Annotated in this window: 16 protein-coding genes; 9 read left to right on the top strand and 7 right to left on the bottom strand. The window is 63.5% G+C overall.

Translation table 11 applies throughout. The features are described from left to right. Positions 1 to 4 precede the first annotated feature (4 nt). The 5 genes from QQZ18_RS04030 to QQZ18_RS04010 form a co-directional block, all read right to left on the bottom strand. Positions 5 to 829: a carbohydrate ABC transporter permease gene (locus QQZ18_RS04030; RefSeq protein WP_284538124.1), complete on the bottom strand. Its 825-nt coding sequence runs from the start codon at positions 827 to 829 to the stop codon at positions 5 to 7. Next, on the bottom strand, positions 826 to 1740 hold the full coding sequence (locus QQZ18_RS04025) for a carbohydrate ABC transporter permease (protein WP_284538122.1): 915 nt from the start codon (positions 1738 to 1740) through the stop codon (positions 826 to 828). The genes QQZ18_RS04030 and QQZ18_RS04025 overlap by 4 nt, the downstream gene beginning before the upstream one ends. A gap of 243 nt (positions 1741 to 1983) precedes the next feature. Next, positions 1984 to 3237, bottom strand: coding sequence for an ABC transporter substrate-binding protein (locus QQZ18_RS04020; RefSeq protein ID WP_284538121.1), 1254 nt, complete (start codon positions 3235 to 3237; stop codon positions 1984 to 1986). Positions 3238 to 3503: 266 nt separating this feature from the next. Then, positions 3504 to 4544 carry a LacI family DNA-binding transcriptional regulator gene (locus QQZ18_RS04015; protein ID WP_284538119.1) on the bottom strand — a complete coding sequence of 347 codons (1041 nt, stop codon included), beginning with the start codon at positions 4542 to 4544 and terminating at the stop codon, positions 3504 to 3506. A gap of 233 nt (positions 4545 to 4777) precedes the next feature. Continuing rightward, positions 4778 to 5212: an EamA family transporter gene (locus QQZ18_RS04010; protein WP_284538117.1), complete on the bottom strand. Its 435-nt coding sequence runs from the start codon at positions 5210 to 5212 to the stop codon at positions 4778 to 4780. A gap of 141 nt (positions 5213 to 5353) precedes the next feature. Here QQZ18_RS04010 and QQZ18_RS04005 point away from each other — a divergent pair, with 141 nt between their 5' ends. From QQZ18_RS04005 to QQZ18_RS03980, 6 genes are all read left to right on the top strand, one after another. Further along, a complete protein-coding gene (locus QQZ18_RS04005) occupies positions 5354 to 6007 on the top strand; it encodes a glutathione S-transferase family protein (protein ID WP_284538115.1) in 654 nt (217 codons plus the stop codon). A 73-nt stretch (positions 6008 to 6080) separates the two neighbouring features. Further along, positions 6081 to 6905, top strand: a complete 825-nt coding sequence (cysQ, locus tag QQZ18_RS04000) for a 3'(2'),5'-bisphosphate nucleotidase CysQ (RefSeq protein WP_284538113.1) — start codon at positions 6081 to 6083, stop codon at positions 6903 to 6905. 23 nt (positions 6906 to 6928) lie between these two features. After that, positions 6929 to 8101, top strand: coding sequence for an AGE family epimerase/isomerase (locus tag QQZ18_RS03995; protein ID WP_284538111.1), 1173 nt, complete (start codon positions 6929 to 6931; stop codon positions 8099 to 8101). 224 nt (positions 8102 to 8325) lie between these two features. Beyond that, the gene (locus QQZ18_RS03990; RefSeq protein ID WP_284538109.1) at positions 8326 to 9915 is read left to right on the top strand and encodes an AMP-binding protein; all 1590 of its coding nucleotides are present in this window, start codon (positions 8326 to 8328) and stop codon (positions 9913 to 9915) included. Positions 9916 to 10872: 957 nt separating this feature from the next. Further along, entirely contained in the window at positions 10873 to 11679 is an 807-nt protein-coding gene (gene cysE / locus QQZ18_RS03985) for a serine O-acetyltransferase (protein WP_284538107.1), read from the top strand. Positions 11680 to 11827: 148 nt separating this feature from the next. Continuing rightward, a complete protein-coding gene (locus tag QQZ18_RS03980; protein ID WP_284538105.1) occupies positions 11828 to 12040 on the top strand; it encodes a DUF3126 family protein in 213 nt (70 codons plus the stop codon). A gap of 89 nt (positions 12041 to 12129) precedes the next feature. Here QQZ18_RS03980 and QQZ18_RS03975 read toward each other — a convergent pair whose 3' ends face one another. Then, positions 12130 to 12882: a hypothetical protein gene (locus tag QQZ18_RS03975; protein ID WP_284538103.1), complete on the bottom strand. Its 753-nt coding sequence runs from the start codon at positions 12880 to 12882 to the stop codon at positions 12130 to 12132. 187 nt (positions 12883 to 13069) lie between these two features. Between QQZ18_RS03975 and QQZ18_RS03970 the strand changes: the two genes are divergently transcribed. The 3 genes from QQZ18_RS03970 (at position 13070) to QQZ18_RS03960 (ending at position 16166) form a co-directional block, all read left to right on the top strand. Then, positions 13070 to 13399: a DUF6949 family protein gene (locus QQZ18_RS03970; RefSeq protein ID WP_284538101.1), complete on the top strand. Its 330-nt coding sequence runs from the start codon at positions 13070 to 13072 to the stop codon at positions 13397 to 13399. A gap of 179 nt (positions 13400 to 13578) precedes the next feature. Beyond that, entirely contained in the window at positions 13579 to 15627 is a 2049-nt protein-coding gene (locus tag QQZ18_RS03965; RefSeq protein WP_284538099.1) for a putative bifunctional diguanylate cyclase/phosphodiesterase, read from the top strand. Positions 15628 to 15815: 188 nt separating this feature from the next. Continuing rightward, positions 15816 to 16166, top strand: a complete 351-nt coding sequence (locus QQZ18_RS03960; RefSeq protein WP_284538097.1) for a DUF971 domain-containing protein — start codon at positions 15816 to 15818, stop codon at positions 16164 to 16166. 73 nt (positions 16167 to 16239) lie between these two features. On the opposite strand, the gene QQZ18_RS03955 is transcribed toward QQZ18_RS03960, so the two are convergent. Then, on the bottom strand, positions 16240 to 16839 hold the full coding sequence (locus QQZ18_RS03955; RefSeq protein WP_446728607.1) for a L,D-transpeptidase: 600 nt from the start codon (positions 16837 to 16839) through the stop codon (positions 16240 to 16242). Positions 16840 to 17001 lie beyond the last annotated feature (162 nt).

Raw genomic sequence — 17001 nt, 5'->3', positions numbered from 1 at the left:
CCTGTTACTTGACCGAGCCGAGCATGCCTTCGACGAACTGGCGCTGCATGGCAAAGAAGACGAAGAGGGTGGGAATGGTCGCGAGGACCGTGCCGATCATCACGGCGCCGTAGTCGGGATAGTAGGCCGAGCCGAGCGAGGAGATGACGAGCGTGATGGTCTTGGTTTCGTTGGACTGCAGCACGACCAGCGGCCACAGGTAGCTGTTCCAGGCCGTCATGAAGACGATGATGAAGGCCGCCGCGTAGGTCGAGCGCATCACCGGCATGTAGATCAGAAAGAAGATCTGCCATTCCTTCAAGCCGTCTACGCGCGCCGCGTCTCGCAGCTCGTGCGGGAACGCCTTGGTCGACTGGCGAAAGTAGAAGATGATGAACGCCGAGGCGATGGTGGGCAGCACAACCGCGATATGGGTGTTGATGAGGCCGAACTTGCCCATCAGCATGAACAGCGGGATCAGCAACGCCGCGAAGGGGATCATCAGCGTCAACAGCATCAGCGTGTAGAGCCTCTCGCGAAAGCGCGACGCGAAGATCTCGAAGCCATAGCCGGCGAGCGAGGAGATCAGCAGCGTCAGCACCGTGGCGATGATGGTGATCTTGGCGGAGTTCCAGAAGATCAGCGGCACGTTGACCTGGGTGAAGAAGGTCGTCGCGTTGAGGAGCAGCGCTTCGCCGAAGCTCATCTTGCCCTTGATGATGTCGGACGTGGTGTTGGTGGCGCCGATGACCATCCACAGGAACGGGAAGACGGACAGGAAAGCCATCACCCCCAGAAAGACGTAGACGACGACGGACGAGAACCGCTGCTTGAAGCCGTAGCTGATCATGCCTTTCGCTCCCGGGCGGCATAGAATTGCAGGAAGGACAGGATCGCCACCAGGATGACGATGACGTAGGAGACGGTGGCGGCGTAGCCGAAGTTCGGCGCGAACTTGAAGGTCAGGTTGTAGATGTAGAGCGACAGGGTCAGCGCCGAGTTGCCGGGGCCCGCCGCGCCGCCGGCCGAACCGCCGCCGGTGATGGTCGACACTTCGTCGAACAGCTGAAGCGTGCCGATGGTGGAGGTGACCGTGGTGAACAGGATCACCGGCTTCAGCATGGGAATGGTGAGGTGCAGGAAGCGGGCCCAGGTCGGCACGCCGTCGATGCGGGCGGCCTCATAGACCGACCGGTCGATGTTCTGCATGGCCGCGAGGTAGAAGATCATGTTGTAGCCGGTCCACCGCCAGGTGATGGCGATGATGATCATGGTCCGGCACCAGAACGGATCGGTCATCCAGGGAATGCCGGTGTCGACGATGCCGAGGTTGATCAGCGTCGTGTTGATCAGCCCATTGGCGACGAACATCGACTTGAACAGCACCGTGTAGGCGACCAGCGAGGTGACGCAGGGCAGGAAGATGGCCGTGCGCAGGATGCCGCGAAACTTGAGATCGGGATTGTTGAGCAGCGACGCCGTGACCAGCGCCAGCGTCAGCATCACCGGCACCTGCACCAGGAAGAAGATGAAGGTGTTTTTCAGCGCCATGAAAAACAGCGGGTCGTTGAACAGCCGGTTGACGTTCTTGAGACCGGCGAAGGACAGGCGCAAGCCGAGGCCGGACTGAAAGGACATCCACAGCGAGTGCAGCACCGGAAAGATCATGAAGGTGGCGATCAACGCCAGCGCGGGGCCGACGAACAGCCAGCCGTTGACGTCGAAGCGCGGCCTCATTCGCCGCGGGGAGATTGCTGACATGGGTCACCGTTCCGGTAGAGCGGGGCTCTCGGGCATCCTCCGGCGGGCGTATCGGCCCGGACGGGGAGGCGCCGATTATTCGGGTATGTTTGAGGCGCTGCGATTGGCCGGCTCTTCGCCCGTCATGGCGTGAGAAGAGCGGTGGCGGCCGCCATCGTGCGTGGCGTTCGTCACCGGCGGTGCCGGCGATGACGCAAACCGGGGCAAAGTGGCGGGCGGCGTGGGCCGCCCGCCACCAGATCATTACTGAACGAGGGTCTGGGCCTGCTCGTTGATCGCCTTGATCACGTCGTCGACCGACGTGCCCTTGGCGAGCTCGGGCTGGTGGGCGGCAACCACGGAGTCGACTTCGTTGGTGAAGGTGCCGTAGTTGACCGACGGGACCTTGGACAGCCAGTCGGAGAAGGTCTGCCAGATGGGCTCGCCGCCGAAGAAGGCGTCGGACGACTTGTAGGCTTCGCCATCGCGGGCCGCCAGCAGCGAACCGACGGCGCCCCGGTCGACGAGGATCTTCTGGTAGAAATTGACGTCCTTGGCGTAGACTTCATTCAGGAAATCGATCGCCTCGTCCTTGGCGGCGGAGGCCGACAGGACGTACCAGCTCGAACCGCCGAGGTTCGAGTAGTGGGTGGCGCCGTCGATGGTCAGCTTGGGAATCGGAGCGATGCCCCAGTTGCCGGACTGCTCGGGCTGCGACTTGACGGTGCCGGTGATCCACACGCCGGTGGTGACGGACGCTACTTCGCCGCCGGTGAAGGCGCCGACCCAGTCGGCCCAGCCGGCGGCCGGGCGGAAGATGTTGGCGGTCTGGATCTTCTGGATGACCTCGAGCGCGGCCTTGAGGGCGGGGTTGCCTTCGATCGACAGGTTGCCGTCCTTGTCGAAGTACCAGCCACCGGCCGACTGCATGATGATGCGGGTCAGACCGGCATCATTCGGATCGTAGGCCATCATCTTCTTGCCGGTCTTCTCTTCGACGACCTTGGCGATCTCGATGAACTTGTCCCAGGTCAGGTCCTGGAGGTCGGCGGGCTGGAAGCCGGCCTGCGACAGCAGGTCCTTGCGATAGTAGAAGCCGGTCACGCCCGAGTCGAAGGGCATGGAGTAGACTTTGTCGTCGAGGGTGGCGAGGGCGACCTTGTAGGGGGCGAAGCCCTTGTAGTCGACCTTGTCGCTGAGCGGGGCGAAGGAATCGGGGAAGGACTGCAGATACTTCTGGGCGCCGTAATCCTCGATGAGGACGATGTCGGGCATGCCGTCGGCAACGCCGGAGGCGAGGCCAGTCTGCAGCTTCTGCTCAAGGTCGGCCTTGGCGAAATCGACGACGTTGAGTTTGAAGTCCGGATGGCTCTTGGCGTAGATCTCGCCGGCCTGCTTCATGATGGCGACGTTGAAATTCGGGTCCCAGCACCACACGGTGATCTCGGCGGCCTGGGCGGCCGTGATGGCAAACAGGCTGGCGCCCGCAAAGGCGAGCGCGACGGTTTTGCGGTTCATGCAGTTTTCCTCCACACACGTGTCCGAGGCGTCCTCAGCCTCTCGGGGGCACTATCTGATACTCGCTCACCCGACGCAAGATATTATTTAGTAAATTTTACCAGCTTTTCGTCGCGGGGATGTCGGGTTCGGAGGTAAATAGTTTACTAGCCCCGAAGGCAAAAGCCAATCGCAGCGGGATGACCAATTAGGATAGGTACGGACGGCCGCGCGGCACTGCGGCCATGTTCGGGCGCGGTCGATAAGGCTCGCAGCGGCCCTGCTTCTCACGCCTCGCCGTCGGGGCGGCGGCAGCTGTCGCGCCAGATGAGTTCGGTGGCGATGGTGACGCGCTTAACGTAGTCGCGGCCGTTGAGTTGCTCCATCAGGAGGTCGAAGGCGTTCTCGCCGATGCGCTCGGCGGGGATGCGAACGGTGGTCAGCGGCGGCGCCAGGAACTGGGCGGCCGGAATGTCGTTGAAGCTTGCCACGGCAATGTCGGTGGGGATGCGCAGGCCGCGCTCCTGGATGGCGCGATAGGCACCGATCGCAACGTTGTCGTTGGACGTGACGACGATCTCCGGCAGGTCGGTCTTGGCCATCAGCTCGCAGGCGAGGCGATAGCCGCTTTCGAAGCGGAGCCGTTCGGCGAGCATGTAGTGGGCCGGATTGAACAGGCCCTTCTTCTCTGTCCATTCCCGGAAGGTCCTGGCACGCTCCTCGTTGGACGGATAGAGCACGTTCCCAGAGGGGCGGTCGTCGCCAAGAAAGCCGAAGCGCCGGTATCCGGCGGCGTGGAGCCGATCGAGAAGGCGCGCCATGGCGAAGGACAGGTCGCAGGCGACGATATCGAACAGGTCGATGTTCGGCGCGAAATCGGCCAGCACCAGATTGGCGTTGATGTGCCGTACCCAGTCGATTTCGGCGTCGGTATGCATGCCCAGCGCGATGATGCCGGCAGCCCCCTGGAGATCCTCGGCCGGCGGAAGTTCGGTGGAACGGTAGATGACCTGAACCTCGACGCGATTGGCGCGGGCTCTCGCCTCGATGCCCATGCGGACGCCGATGTAGTAGGGGTCGGCCAACTCCTCTTCGGGGCGAAGGAAGTGCACGATGCCGATGCGGGCGCCGGCGTGGTCGCTTGACGCCTGCGGACGGTGCGGACGCGGCCGATTGCGCGGCGTCAGGTAATTGAGCGCCTCGGCGGTTTCGATGATCGCCTGCCGCTTCGCCTCGGTGATCGACAGCGTGGCGTCGTAGTTGAGGACGCGAGAGACGGTGGCGGAGGAAACTCCGACCGCCTTGGCGATTTCCTTGATCGTGACCATCGGTGCACTCTCACCCAGTTGCCCAAACGCCGATCAACCGATCCAGTCTACGGCCAAATGACCATCCCGGGTAGTAAAATTTTACTAAATCATCCGAAAGGAGGATGCCGCCCCGTCGGCGCCGGTCAAGTCTCCACCGGAGAATCCGGCAGAGAAGCGGGCTTTCTGTTACTCGCAATTGTCAGTCAGTGTAAAGGCTTGGCTGCCGAGGGCGCAGACCGCCGGCAAACCCCTCATTGCCAGGCGACCAGCACGGCGCCGGCGGCGATCAGTGCGACGCCGGCGGTTGCCTGCGGCGACAGGCGTTCGCCGAGAAACAGGGCGGCCAAAATGGCGATGAACACCACCGACAGTTTGTCGACGGGCGCGACGCGCGATGCCTCGCCGAGTTTGAGCGCGCGGAAATAGCAGAGCCAGGACGCGCCGGTGGCAAGGCCCGACAGGACCAGAAACAGCCAGGCGCGGCCGGGAACGGTGGCGATTTGCGACAAGCCGCCGCTGACGGAGACCACGGCTGCGGCGAGCGCCAGCACCACGGCGGTGCGAATGAGCGTGGCGAGGTCGGAACTTATCGCCCCGACGCCCACTTTAGCGAGTATGGCCGTGGCCGCCGCGCAGATGGCCGACAGGATGGCCCAGGTCTGCCAGAGCTGGAGAAGGCTTTTCATGACGACGCATTCCTTTTCCGGATGGCTGGACGGTAGCACGGCTGGCACGGTTGCGAGCGGCTTTCCTCCGAGAGCGAGCGGCGCCGATTGCCAAACATCGGCGAAGGTTCCACAGTGCCGGGCAAACTGGAGCGCTCTGTCATGCTGACCATTTACGGCGTCTATAATTCGCGCGCGTCGCGTCTCTACTGGCTTTGCGAGGAACTTGGGCTGGCGTTCCACAAGGAGCCGGTGCTTCAGGCCCGGAAGGTGCCCGATCCGTTGGCCGCCGATGCGCCGGTCAACACCTGGACGCCGTCATTCCTCGCCATCAATCCGATGGGACAGGTTCCGGCGATCGATGATGACGGCCTCGTGCTGACCGAATCCCTCGCCATCCTGCTTTATCTCGCAAAGAAGCAGGGAGGCGGGCTGGCGCCGGCCGATCTCGCCGAGGAAGGGCGCATGCTACAGTGGCTGTTCTGGGGGGCTACGGCGGTGGAGCCGATCACCGTGGTCGTCACCCAGGGCGACGCGAGCGGCGAGTGGAAGACCGAGGCTGGCAAGAAGCGGCTCGTCGGCATCGGGGAATCGCTGAAGCGGCCGCTGTCGGCCTTCGAGAAGCATCTGGCCGGCGGGGACTATGTCGTCGGCAATCGCTTCACGGTTGTCGACCTGGGGCTCGCCGAGATCGTCCGTTACGCGCAGGGCCATCCCGAACTGCTTGAGGGCTATCCGAAGGTGAAGGCCTGGCTGGAGCGCTGCCAGGCTCGTCCGGCATTCAAGGCGATGTGGGCGAAGCGCAACGCCGAGTGATAGCGGCATCGATTGACACGTCCGGCCCGCACTGCCACATGCGGGCCACGATTCACCGTGGCCCGGAGCGCCCATGACCATCGCCAGCCCGCGACTGCTAGATGGCCTGATCGCCGCTTCGATCGAGGCCGGACGGATCATCCTCGACGTTTACTCCCGGCCGATCGACGTTGCCTTCAAGGCCGATGCATCGCCGGTGACCGAAGCCGACGGATTGGCCGAGGCCGTACTGCTCGCCGCGCTCGAACGGCTTGCGCCGGAGGTGCCGGTGGTGGCCGAGGAGAGCGTGTCGGCCGGCCGGGTGCCGCCCGCCGCCGATCGTTTCTTCCTGGTCGATCCGCTCGACGGCACCAAGGAGTTCATCCGCCGCAACGGCGATTTCACCGTCAACGTCGCGTTGATCGAGCATGGCCAGCCGGTCATGGGCGTGGTCTACGCGCCGGCGGTCGGGCGCCTGTTCGCGGGTGGTCCCGACGGGGCCTGGGAAATGGCGGTCGAGGGCAATGCACCCGGCGAGCGAAAGTCGCTTCGGGTGCGGGCGCTCCCGGCCGAGGGGGCGACGCTGCTCGTCTCGCGCAGCCACGCCACGGCGGCAACCGACGCCTTCAGGCCGACCGTTGCGGTGGCCGGCCGGCGTGTGGTCGGATCGTCGCTGAAGTTTTGCCTGATCGCCGCCGGGGAGGCCGACGTCTACCCGCGTTTCGGTCCCACCATGGAGTGGGACACGGCGGCCGGCGACGCCGTGCTGAGGGCGGCCGGCGGCGTCATGATGTTGCCGGACGGCGCGCCGTTCCCCTACGGCAAGCGGGGGCGTCCCGGGCTTGCCGATTTTGCCAATCCGTCGTTCATTGCCGCATCCGATCGGCGCCTTGCCGCGTTTAGTCGTGACCGGGTGTGATCCGTTTTCTTAAGGAGATTGCCATGAGTCATTCCGAAGCCCATCGCGAACTTGCCGCCGTTACCGAGGAGCTGAGATCGTGGCTGATGACCGAGGCGCTGCCGATCTGGTGGGCCTTCGGCGTCGATCACGTCAATGGCGGCTTCCACGAGGTGCTGGGGCTCAGATGCGAGATCACGCCGGCGCCACGCCGTGTGCGCGTGACGGCGCGGCAGATCTTCACCTTCGCCCTGGCCGGTCGGCTCGGCTGGACCGGACCCTGGGAGCGTACGGTGGAGGAGGGGCTCGATTACTTCCTTGAGAAGTGCGTGCTGCCGAACGGCGCCGTGCGCATAGTGACCAATGCCGACGGTTCACCCAAGGACGATACCTTCTGTCTCTACGATCAGGCTTTCGCCTTGTTCGCGATGGCCGCTGCGGCGTCGGCGGTGAAGGACCGCACGGCGGTCGAGGCGGCGGCGGTGAAGCTGCGGACGCTCCTGATGACGGACTACAAGAATTCGATCGCCGGCTTCGAGGAGTCCATTCCGCGTTCCCTGCCGCTCAAGGCCAATCCGCACATGCACATGTTCGAAGCCTGCCTCGCCTGGGAAGAGGTGGGCGGCGACGAGACGTGGAGCCGGCTCGCCGACGAGATCGCCGAGCTCTGCCTCTCCAAGTTCCTCGACCCCAAGGAGGGCTGGCTCAAGGAGTTCTTCAACGCCGACTGGTCCGTCGTCGGTGGGATCGAGGGGCGTATCTGCGAGCCGGGCCATCAGTTCGAATGGGCCTGGCTGCTCACCCGTTGGGGCACGTCGCGCAAGCGTCCGGACGCCGTTGCCGCGGCGCGGCGCCTCTGCGAGCTGGGCGAGGCGCATGGCATCAACGTGCCGCAGCAGGTGGCCATCATGGGCCTTCTCGACGATCTCACCATTCACGACGGCACGGCGCGCATGTGGTCGCAGACCGAGCGGATGAAGGGGAACGTGGCGTTGGCCGCCGTTGCGACCGACGAGGCGGACCGCGAGGATCATCTCAGGAAGGTGGCGGTGGCCGCGCGTTCGCTGCAGCGCTATTTCGATGTCGACACGCCGGGCCTCTGGCGCGATCGCATGAATCCTGACGGTTCGTTCGTGATCGAGCCGGCACCCGCTTCGACGTTCTATCACATCATCTGCGCTATCGACGAAGTTGGGAAATACGTGTCATCCAATTGATATAGCTCGTATTTTTGTAGTTTGTTGAAGTTCTGAATCATGTCGGCCGCTCCGCTGCCACTTTCAGTGGCCGGGGCGGCCTTCTCATGTTGAGAATCCGATTCAGGTGTTTCCTTGTCGCGAAGAGTCCGGTGGATCGCCCAAGTGTCTGATCTCCGGTGCTTGCACGCGAAACGATTGTGAGTTCAAGTGCGCCGGGAGGATGGCGTAACGAAGAGGTAACCATGGGAGGAGTGGTGGACGGTCGCCTGTTTGGGCAGTCGATGGCGGAGTCGGGGCTCGATGCGGCCTTCATAGAACGGTCGCTGTTCGATGCCTTGATCGACATCGCGGAGGCCGATCCGGACCTTGCGGCCATCGAGGACCAGAACCGGCAACCGGTGACCCGCCGGAACCTGCTGCTCGCCGCCTGCGTGCTGGGGCGCCGTCTTGCGTCCTTCAGCCGGAAAGGCGAGCGCGTCGGTCTGCTGCTGCCCAATGTCAACGGCGTTGCCATCGCCTTCTTTGCGCTTCTCGCCTATGGGCGGACGCCGGCACTGCTCAACTTCACCGCCGGCAGCCACGGCCTCGGCGGCGCCATCCGGGTCGGCGCCATCCGAACGGTCATCACCTCAAGCGCCTTCGTGAAGACGGCCAAGCTTGAACCAGTGATCGACGACCTCAAGGACAAGGTACGGATCGTCTATCTCGAAGACGTACGGGCCGGTCTGTCGCTGTTCGACAAGGCGGTTGGAGCCACCTATGCGCGTTGGGCGAGGGCGCTGCATCGTCCCTATCGGCGGGCACCGCGCGACATCGCCGCCGTGCTGTTCACCTCGGGCACCGAGGGCGCGCCGAAGGGGGTGGGGCTCACCGCGACCAACTTCCTGTCCAACGTCGCCCAGATCCTGGCGCTCTACAGGTTCCATCCCGAGGACACGCTGTTCAACGCCCTGCCGGTGTTTCACTCCTACGGACTCACCGCCGGTTTGTTCCTGCCAGTCTTCGGTCGCTTCAAGTCCTTTCTCTATTCCTCGCCGCTTCACTACAAGATCATCCCCGGTCTTGTGCGTGACAGCGGATCGACCGTGTTGCTCTCCACCGATACCTTCGCCGCTGGCTGGGCCCGGTCGGCCGAGGACGGAGATTTCAACTCGGTGCGCCTCACCATCCTCGGTGCCGAACGCGTCAAGGAACAGACGCGGGCCCTATGGATGGACCGCTTCGGCGTGGTGCTCAACGAAGGCTACGGGGCGACCGAGTGTGCTCCGGTTCTGTCGGTGAACTATCCGGGCAGCTTCCGTGACGGCACGGTCGGGCGCTTGCTACCGGGTATCGAGGCGCGGCTCGATCCCGTGCCGGGGCTTGAGATCGGCGGCCGTCTCCATGTGCGCGCGCCCAACATCATGGCTGGGTATTATCTTCCAGATCGGCCCGGCGAACTCGTGCGCAACGACCCGGATGGCTGGTACGATACGGGCGACATCGTCTCCATCGACGACGATGGCTTCGTCACGTTGCTCGGGCGGGCCAGACGCTTTGCCAAGGTCGGAGGTGAGATGATCTCGCTTGCCGCCGTCGAAGCCTTCGCCGCTTCGCTCTGGCCCAACTCGTCGCACGCCGTGGTCGCCATAGCGGATCCACGCAAGGGCGAAGCGCTGGTGCTGGTCACCGACGCGGGCGACGCCAGTGTCGAAGCCCTCGGCGCCTATGCGCGCGAGCACGGTGTGCCTGAGCTCCAGGTGCCGCGAAAAATCGTCAAAACATATGCTTTGCCCGTGCTGGGCACCGGCAAAATGGACCTCGCCGCCATCGAACAGATGGCCCGTTCCTGAGACGATGTCCTCGCCTGATCGCCGAAGTGCCTGATGGGATTCGACTCCCGAGCGGGCTGGGTTGTGTCGAAGGTGACCGATTCACCGATCGGTAACTCTTCCATGAGACTCTTCATGCGAGCCAAATGCCATCCACTACAACCAAGAGTCTTCATCTCAAGTTGGTTGAGGTCATTCAAAGAGTGGATGAAGAGGGCGCGATTATGTATGGTTAACAAAGGCTTGATGATCTTTGTTAACGTAATTTCTAAAACATGACGACGAGTTAGGCTTCGCAATTGCCTCGGCACTTGCGAAAGATCATTAATATCACGCAATATCAAGAGGATGGATAGTCATACTCAGATATTGGCAGCGATGTTTGAGGCTTGTTTCAGTTTGAAAAAGGGCGCGGCAATTCAGCCCTGTAAAGTCTGAAATGTCTTGTTTTCAATCTCCTCCAGGCACGGCCGGGTCTCCTTCTGCGAGAAGATAACCGTCGATGCCAAGCTTCAATTTCCTGCGTCGGCTGCAACTTCCGGGAGTCCGGTGCGCCGCCGCTTGAGACAATGAATCAAAACCGGTGGGTTCGATCAAGCCTAAATGGGAGTCATTTCAGGCCGTTGGTCGGGATGGCTTGCCCAACTTCGAGTCAGGTCATCTTGGCGCTGTGAATCGGCTTTTCGGGACAAGTGCTTGTGACGCGCCGACATGTGGCTGATCTCTCCGTGCAAGGGTTTCGTGGCTCTGGGCGGCGCTGCAACGCGCCCCAGGAAGGGCTGTATCTTCGGTCGAGGGCGGTCCGGGAGAACCCGTTTGCCTTTCGCTTGTCTCCTGCGCAACAAAAGCATCGTCTCCGGCCTTTTCCCAGGACGGCCGTCCGATTATCATGAGCCATAAATCCTGGACGTGCGGCCCCTTGGCGGGCAGGCCGGCCTTTGCCAAGGGAAGCCGTCTTTGCCCCTCAGCCCCCAATCCGTGAGCCGTCCGCTTGACGCCATCGACCCTGTGTGGGCGCGCGTCCGGCGCGAAGCGACCGCCGTCGTCGAGAACGAGCCGGCGCTCGGTGGCTTCATGCACCTCACCGTGCTCGATCACGTGAGACTGGAGGACGCGGTCATCCAGCGGGTGGCCGATCGGCTCGGCAACACCACCGTCCTGTCGGCCATGATCGCGCAGGCTTTCCGCGAGGCTGTCGCCGACGACGCCGGCATCGCCGCCGCCTTCCGGTCGGATATCGTCGCCTTCGAGGATCGCGATCCGGCCTGCGACCGCTTCATTGAGCCGTTGCTCTACTTCAAGGGCTATCACGCCATCGAGGCGCACCGGCTTGCCCACTGGCTTTGGAACCATGGCCGGCGCGATCTGGCGCTCTACCTGCAGAGCCGGTCGTCGGAGGTCTTCCAGGTCGACATCAATCCAGGCGCGCGGCTCGGGCGCGGCCTGTTCTTCGATCATGCGACCGGCATCGTCATCGGCGAGACCGCGGTGGTGGAGGACGACGTGTCGCTGTTGCAGAACGTGACGCTCGGCGGCACCGGCAAGGAGACCGGCGATCGCCATCCGAAGATCCGCCACGGCGTGATGATCGGTGCCGGCTCGAAGATCCTCGGCAATATCGAGGTGGGCTGTTGCTCACGCGTCGCTGCCGGCTCGGTGGTGCTGAAGCCGGTGCCGCGCGGCACGACGGTGGCCGGCGTGCCGGCGCGCGTCATCGGCGAAGCCGGTTGCAGCGATCCTTCCCATTCCATGGAGCAGCGCCTGCCGGAGGGCGGCGAAGGCTGAGATGAGCGGGACCTATGAAACCGCCCCGCCTTTCACGGGTTTCCTTGCCAGCCCGTCCGTGTCAGAACACGCCCACGCCGGCGACTCGTCGCCGCCCGGCTCGCCGCCCTTCGCTAGCGACAGTCGGCAATCAGACTGGAGAACCAAGGTGACCAAAGACGAAATCGCCCGCATCGAGAAGTTCCTGCGCAAGACGATGCAGTCGCCGACGATCAGCGTGCGGGTGCGGCCGCGCAAGACCGACTCGGCGGAGGTCTATGTCGGCGAGGAGTTCATTGGCGTCGTCTATGAAGATGACGAGGACGACGAGAAGTCTTTCAATTTCCAGATGGCGATCCTGGCCGAGGATATTGCCGACTGATTGCCGGTCCATCGACGCAAGCGCCCATGGAGCGTTCCCCGTTTCAAGCACGGGGGACGCTTCTTTTTTAGGGCCGCTCCATTTTGTTCTCAGGCGGTGACGCCGAAGGACAGGAGCAGGACGCGGACGCCGCTCTTGATGCCGTCCCAGTTGGCGAGCAGTCCCTTGCGAAAGCGGATCTGGACCGAAAGGTCGGTGCCGGCGTGAATCTCGGTGATGCACGAGGCGGGATACTCGCTGTCGTCGGGCGCCGTGCAGTGCGTGGTGAACGGATTGGTCGAGCCCGCCTCGAAGAACACCTCCTCGCCGCTCAGGCCCGACTCCTCGGACATCTGGTGGCCGACGAGGCCGGCCGGCGCCGGAATGGTCCCCTCCGCGAAGAAGTGCTGGTAGACGTTGATCAGGCGTCCGACGCTGTCGGTCGGCGTGTCGCGCGTGCGGATGGTCAGGTAGACGATGGGCGCATTGGCGCCGAGATCGAGGAAGTCCTTGCGAAAGGCACGCGTGTAGCCGGCCATCTCCGGGAAGTGGACGGCAAGATCGATCCGGTCGTGCGGCCCGACGTTCCTCTGATCGGGGAAGCGGAACATGTTGGCCGGAATCATCAGGCGCTGCTGACCGATGAACAGCGTCACCGGCGCCGGATCGGTCGAGCGGCCGTCGCGGCTGTCGAAGCTGTCCGACAGGCCGATCAGCAGGTTGACCAGCATCACGCCGCCGGCAAGCAGGAAAGACGTCAGGATGGCCCGCAGGAACCACGCCGTCGCGCTGGTGCGGCGGCGGGCCGGGCGCCGGACGGGGCGCAGAAGGCTTTCGTCCTGATATGCCGCGTAGTGGGTCACGACCGCCTCCCGAATTGAAACAGGTTACCCGGACCGTCGTCATCGACCGTCCGGATGCGCCGCTGAACTCCGCCCGTTTCGCCATCTGGACCGGTGCGCGCCATCGCGGCCCGCGCCTTGCCACGTTGCAGACAGATCAGTGCTTATTGTTTCATTTCGGATCAGGGTTAAGGCGGGGTTAACAGCAATGGATGTCGAGATTCTGGTGACCTGTTTTTCGATCGCTCTGGGCTTTGTCCTGGCCGGTGTTCTGTCGTCGCTCTATCAGCTGGTGACGTCCAAGCCGGCCCGTTTCGAGATGCAGGCGGAGACCATTCTGCTTGGTATTGCCCAGACTTTTCTGATCATGTTCGCCGGCCCGGCCATCCTGATGCGCAACGCCATCCGCGGCCGGCGGATCGAACATCGCAATCTCGGCTGGCTGGTGGCATCGACGGCGATCGCCGGGGCCTGGAGTCTTTGTTCGGGCGTAATGCTGCTGCCGTTTTTCATCGTGGTTGCCCAGTCGATCAGCTGAGCGTCACAAGTTAGACGATTGGATAACGCCCTCCGCTAAATGTCCTATCAAGGAAAGACTTCTGAAACGGTTCGCCCCTAGAGTTGCTCTTCATGCTTGTGGACGGGGCGTGAGGACATGTCGCGGTTCGGCTGGGAGGAGACAGCAAGACAAGGCAAGCGCCGCCGAGAGGTGGCGGCATGAACCTGCTTGCGTTCCTGCGTATCCGCAAAGCCGAAGTCCTGCGACGGGTAGCGAATCTGCTGCCGATCATCTTTACCGCCGTCTTGCTTGTTTTCGCCGAAAACTCCGCCCTTGAGGCCTATCGCACCTTTGAACGCATCGAGGCGTCGAACGCCAGCGAGGCCATTCAGGCCGGCCGCGACATCGGCGATCAGGCCAAGCTCGTGGAAATGTCGCGCCGAAAGCTCGGCAACCGCCTGATCCTCGGCTTTACCGCCGAAGACGCCGACGATATCCGCGAGGCGCTCGGACGACTGCTCGCCACCATCGAGAACGCGCGTCCTTCCTTCATCATGCCGGGCGATGCCGCGCTGATCACCCAGATCGACAGCATCGCCGAACTGGCTTCCGGACTGAGCATTGCATTTGCGAGCGTCGGCCCCGACGATTCCGCCATCCTGAATGCGCTCGACGGCGACCTCAGGCGCCTGTCGGAAAAGTTCCGCCTGCTTCAGGAGAACATGTCGGAGCAGGGGACGCGCTACATCGCCTTGCAGGGCGAGACGCTGGCGGCGAGCTACTCGGCCATGCTGAAGCTCTCCATCGCGCTGGTGGGGGCCATCGTCTCGATGCTTGCGCTACTCGTGCTCAACCGTCGGGCCACCTGGCAGGCCAACTATCGCGCCGACCACGACGTCACCACGGGCGTGCTCAACCGCCGGGCCTTCGAACGCTGGATCGAAGGCATCCATTTCGATCCGCAGGCCACCAAGGCGGTCATGGTCTTCGACCTCGACAACTTCAAGGAGGTCAACGACGAACTGGGCCACATGGCCGGCGATCATGTGCTGAAGGTCTTCGTGCGCAATCTCGTCGCGTCCTTCGGCCAGGATGCGCTGGTGGTGCGCTGGGGTGGCGACGAGTTCGTGGTCGTGGTCTCCACCGATGGCTTCGTCGAGGCGGGCGCGGTGACGCTGCTGCGCGCGTCGTTCCAGCGCCTGCAATCGGTCGTGCGCTTCGGCGATACCGACATCGACGTCCGTTGCTCGGGCGGCGCCGCCGTCTGGCCTTCGGACAGCCGCGATTTTCACGAGGTGCTGCAGCTCGCCGACCTCGCGCTCTACAAGGCGAAGTCGCGCGGCAAATCGCGTCTCCAGTTCTACGACACCGACATCCTCAACGAACGCCACAAGGTTCTGGCATTGCGCGAGCGGCTGCGGGCAGCTCTCCGCGACGGCGAGCTCACCCTTTACTGGCAGCCGCAGGTCGATGTGGAGCGCGGCTATGTTCCGTCGGCCGAGGCGCTGATCCGGTGGACGGACAAGGAGACCGGCCGGCAGGTGCCGCCGGGCGAGTTCATTCCAGCGGCCGAAGCGTCCGACCTCATCATCGAGATCGACAACTTCGTCATCGAAGAGGCGGTCAGTACCGCCGCCAGATGGGCGACGATCTGGCAGTATCCGCCGATCGCCGCCGTCAATGTCTCGGCAATGCATTTCCAGCGGCGCGAGTTCGTCGGACAGGTCCGCGACATCCTTCGCCGTCACAACGTCAGCCCCGATCGGCTCGAACTCGAGATCACCGAAGGCGTCATCCTGGGCAACAACATCGAGGTGACGCGCAACCTGAAGGGGCTTGAGGCGCTCGGCGTGCATGTCGCACTGGATGACTTCGGCACCGGCTATTCCAACATCGCCTATCTGTCCCAGCTGAAGCCCGACCGCTTGAAGATCGACCAGACCTTCATCGCCGCGCTGGCGGGCAACTGCCAGATGGAATCCCTGGTGTCGGCGATCATCGGCATCGGCAAGGCCATCGATTGCGAGGTGGTGGCCGAAGGCGTCGAGACGGCCGATCAGTTGGACCTGGTGCGGCGTCTCGGCTGCTGTCTGGTGCAGGGCTATCACTTCGCCAAGCCGATGCCCGAGGAGGAGTTCCAGGTCTGGCGCGACGCCAATTATCCGGATGCCGTCGCTTCGGTCAAACATCTCCGCCGGCTCGGAGATCGGCTGGCGAACGCCGTCAACGACGACACCGGCTGGCGTCGCGGCCACGACACTCCCTAGGCCGCGCCGGCATACGGGCCGCGGCTGTGGGCCTGCGTGGTGCCGTCTTGAGCTCCATTTTGTAGGCTTGGCTCCGTCGATCGCCGTTTCGCTCCGGCCGGATATGCCCTTACGGCGCTTGGTGCCGGCGCGTACCGGCGCTATGTATGCACCGATCCCGGTTCCCTTACGTTCGATCGGAGTGCGTCATGGCCGTTTGGCCCACCGAAATCCGCCTTTCCGCCGACAAGCGTTCGCTGGCGGTGTCTTTCGAGGACGGCAAGTCCTTTGTCATTCCTGCCGAACTGCTGAGGGTGAACTCGCCCTCGGCCGAGGTTCAGGGCCATGCGCCAAGCCAGCGCGTCACAGTCACCGGCAAGCAGAACGTCACGATTACCGCCGTCGAGCCGGTCGGCTCCTATGCCGTTCGTCTGGTGTTCGACGACGGCCATGACAGCGGCCTCTATACATGGACCATCCTCTACGAGACCGGTCGCGACAGGGAGGCCTTGTTCGCGGCCTATCTCGCCGAGCTCGAAGCCAAGGGTCTCACGCGCTGACGTCTCCGACCGGATGTGAAAACGCCGCCGCGGGCCTGCCGCGACGGCGTTTTGAATTACGTCACCAATAGTGTCAGCGAACGACGACGACCTTGGTGCCGACGCCGACGCGCTCGTAGAGATCGGCGACATCGTCGTTGGTCATGCGGATGCAGCCCGACGACACGGCCTGACCGATGGTCCACGGCTCAGCGGTCCCGTGAATGCGATAAATGGTCGAGCCGATGTACATGGCGCGGGCGCCCAGCGGATTGTCGGGGCCGCCCGGCATGAAATAGGGCAGCTTGGGCTGGCGCTTGCGCATGGCCGGCGGCGGGGTCCAGCCGGGCCATTCGGCCTTGCGGGTGATGTGGTGCGTGCCCTGCCAGGTGAAGCCGGGGCGGCCGACGCCGATGCCGTACTTCATCGCCGTGCCGTCGCCAAACACGTAGTAGAGGCGACGCTCGGTCGTGTTGACGATGATCGTTCCGTTGCCGTAGGGACCGGCGTAGTCGATCAGTTCCTTCTTGACCGGGCTTTCCATCGAACGGGCAGAAGGCTTGCGCGTGATCGTCTGGAAACCGCCCGAGGCGGGATCCCAGAAGCGAACGGTTGCCTCTTCGGCACGAGCGGCACCCATATGGAGCGGCACGGCCACTAGTGTAGCCGCCGCCAGGAGAAGTATCTTTCTCATCATCGTGAAAGAACCGAATCCGAAGGTTTGAGGGGAGGGGCACAACAAAACTGGGGTTCGACTCGGAATTCCGCGCCGAACACGAAACTGACAAAAGAACGATGCAGAGTGCGTCGTGGACCTTCAAGCGCTTATACGCGGAATTCCGGCATTGGTTCCGCC

The organism is Pleomorphomonas sp. T1.2MG-36 (assembly GCF_950100655.1).
GTDB lineage: Bacteria > Pseudomonadota > Alphaproteobacteria > Rhizobiales > Pleomorphomonadaceae > Pleomorphomonas.
The sequence above is the reverse complement of the archived record's forward strand: the minus strand, read 5'-3'. Positions and strand labels throughout refer to the sequence as shown.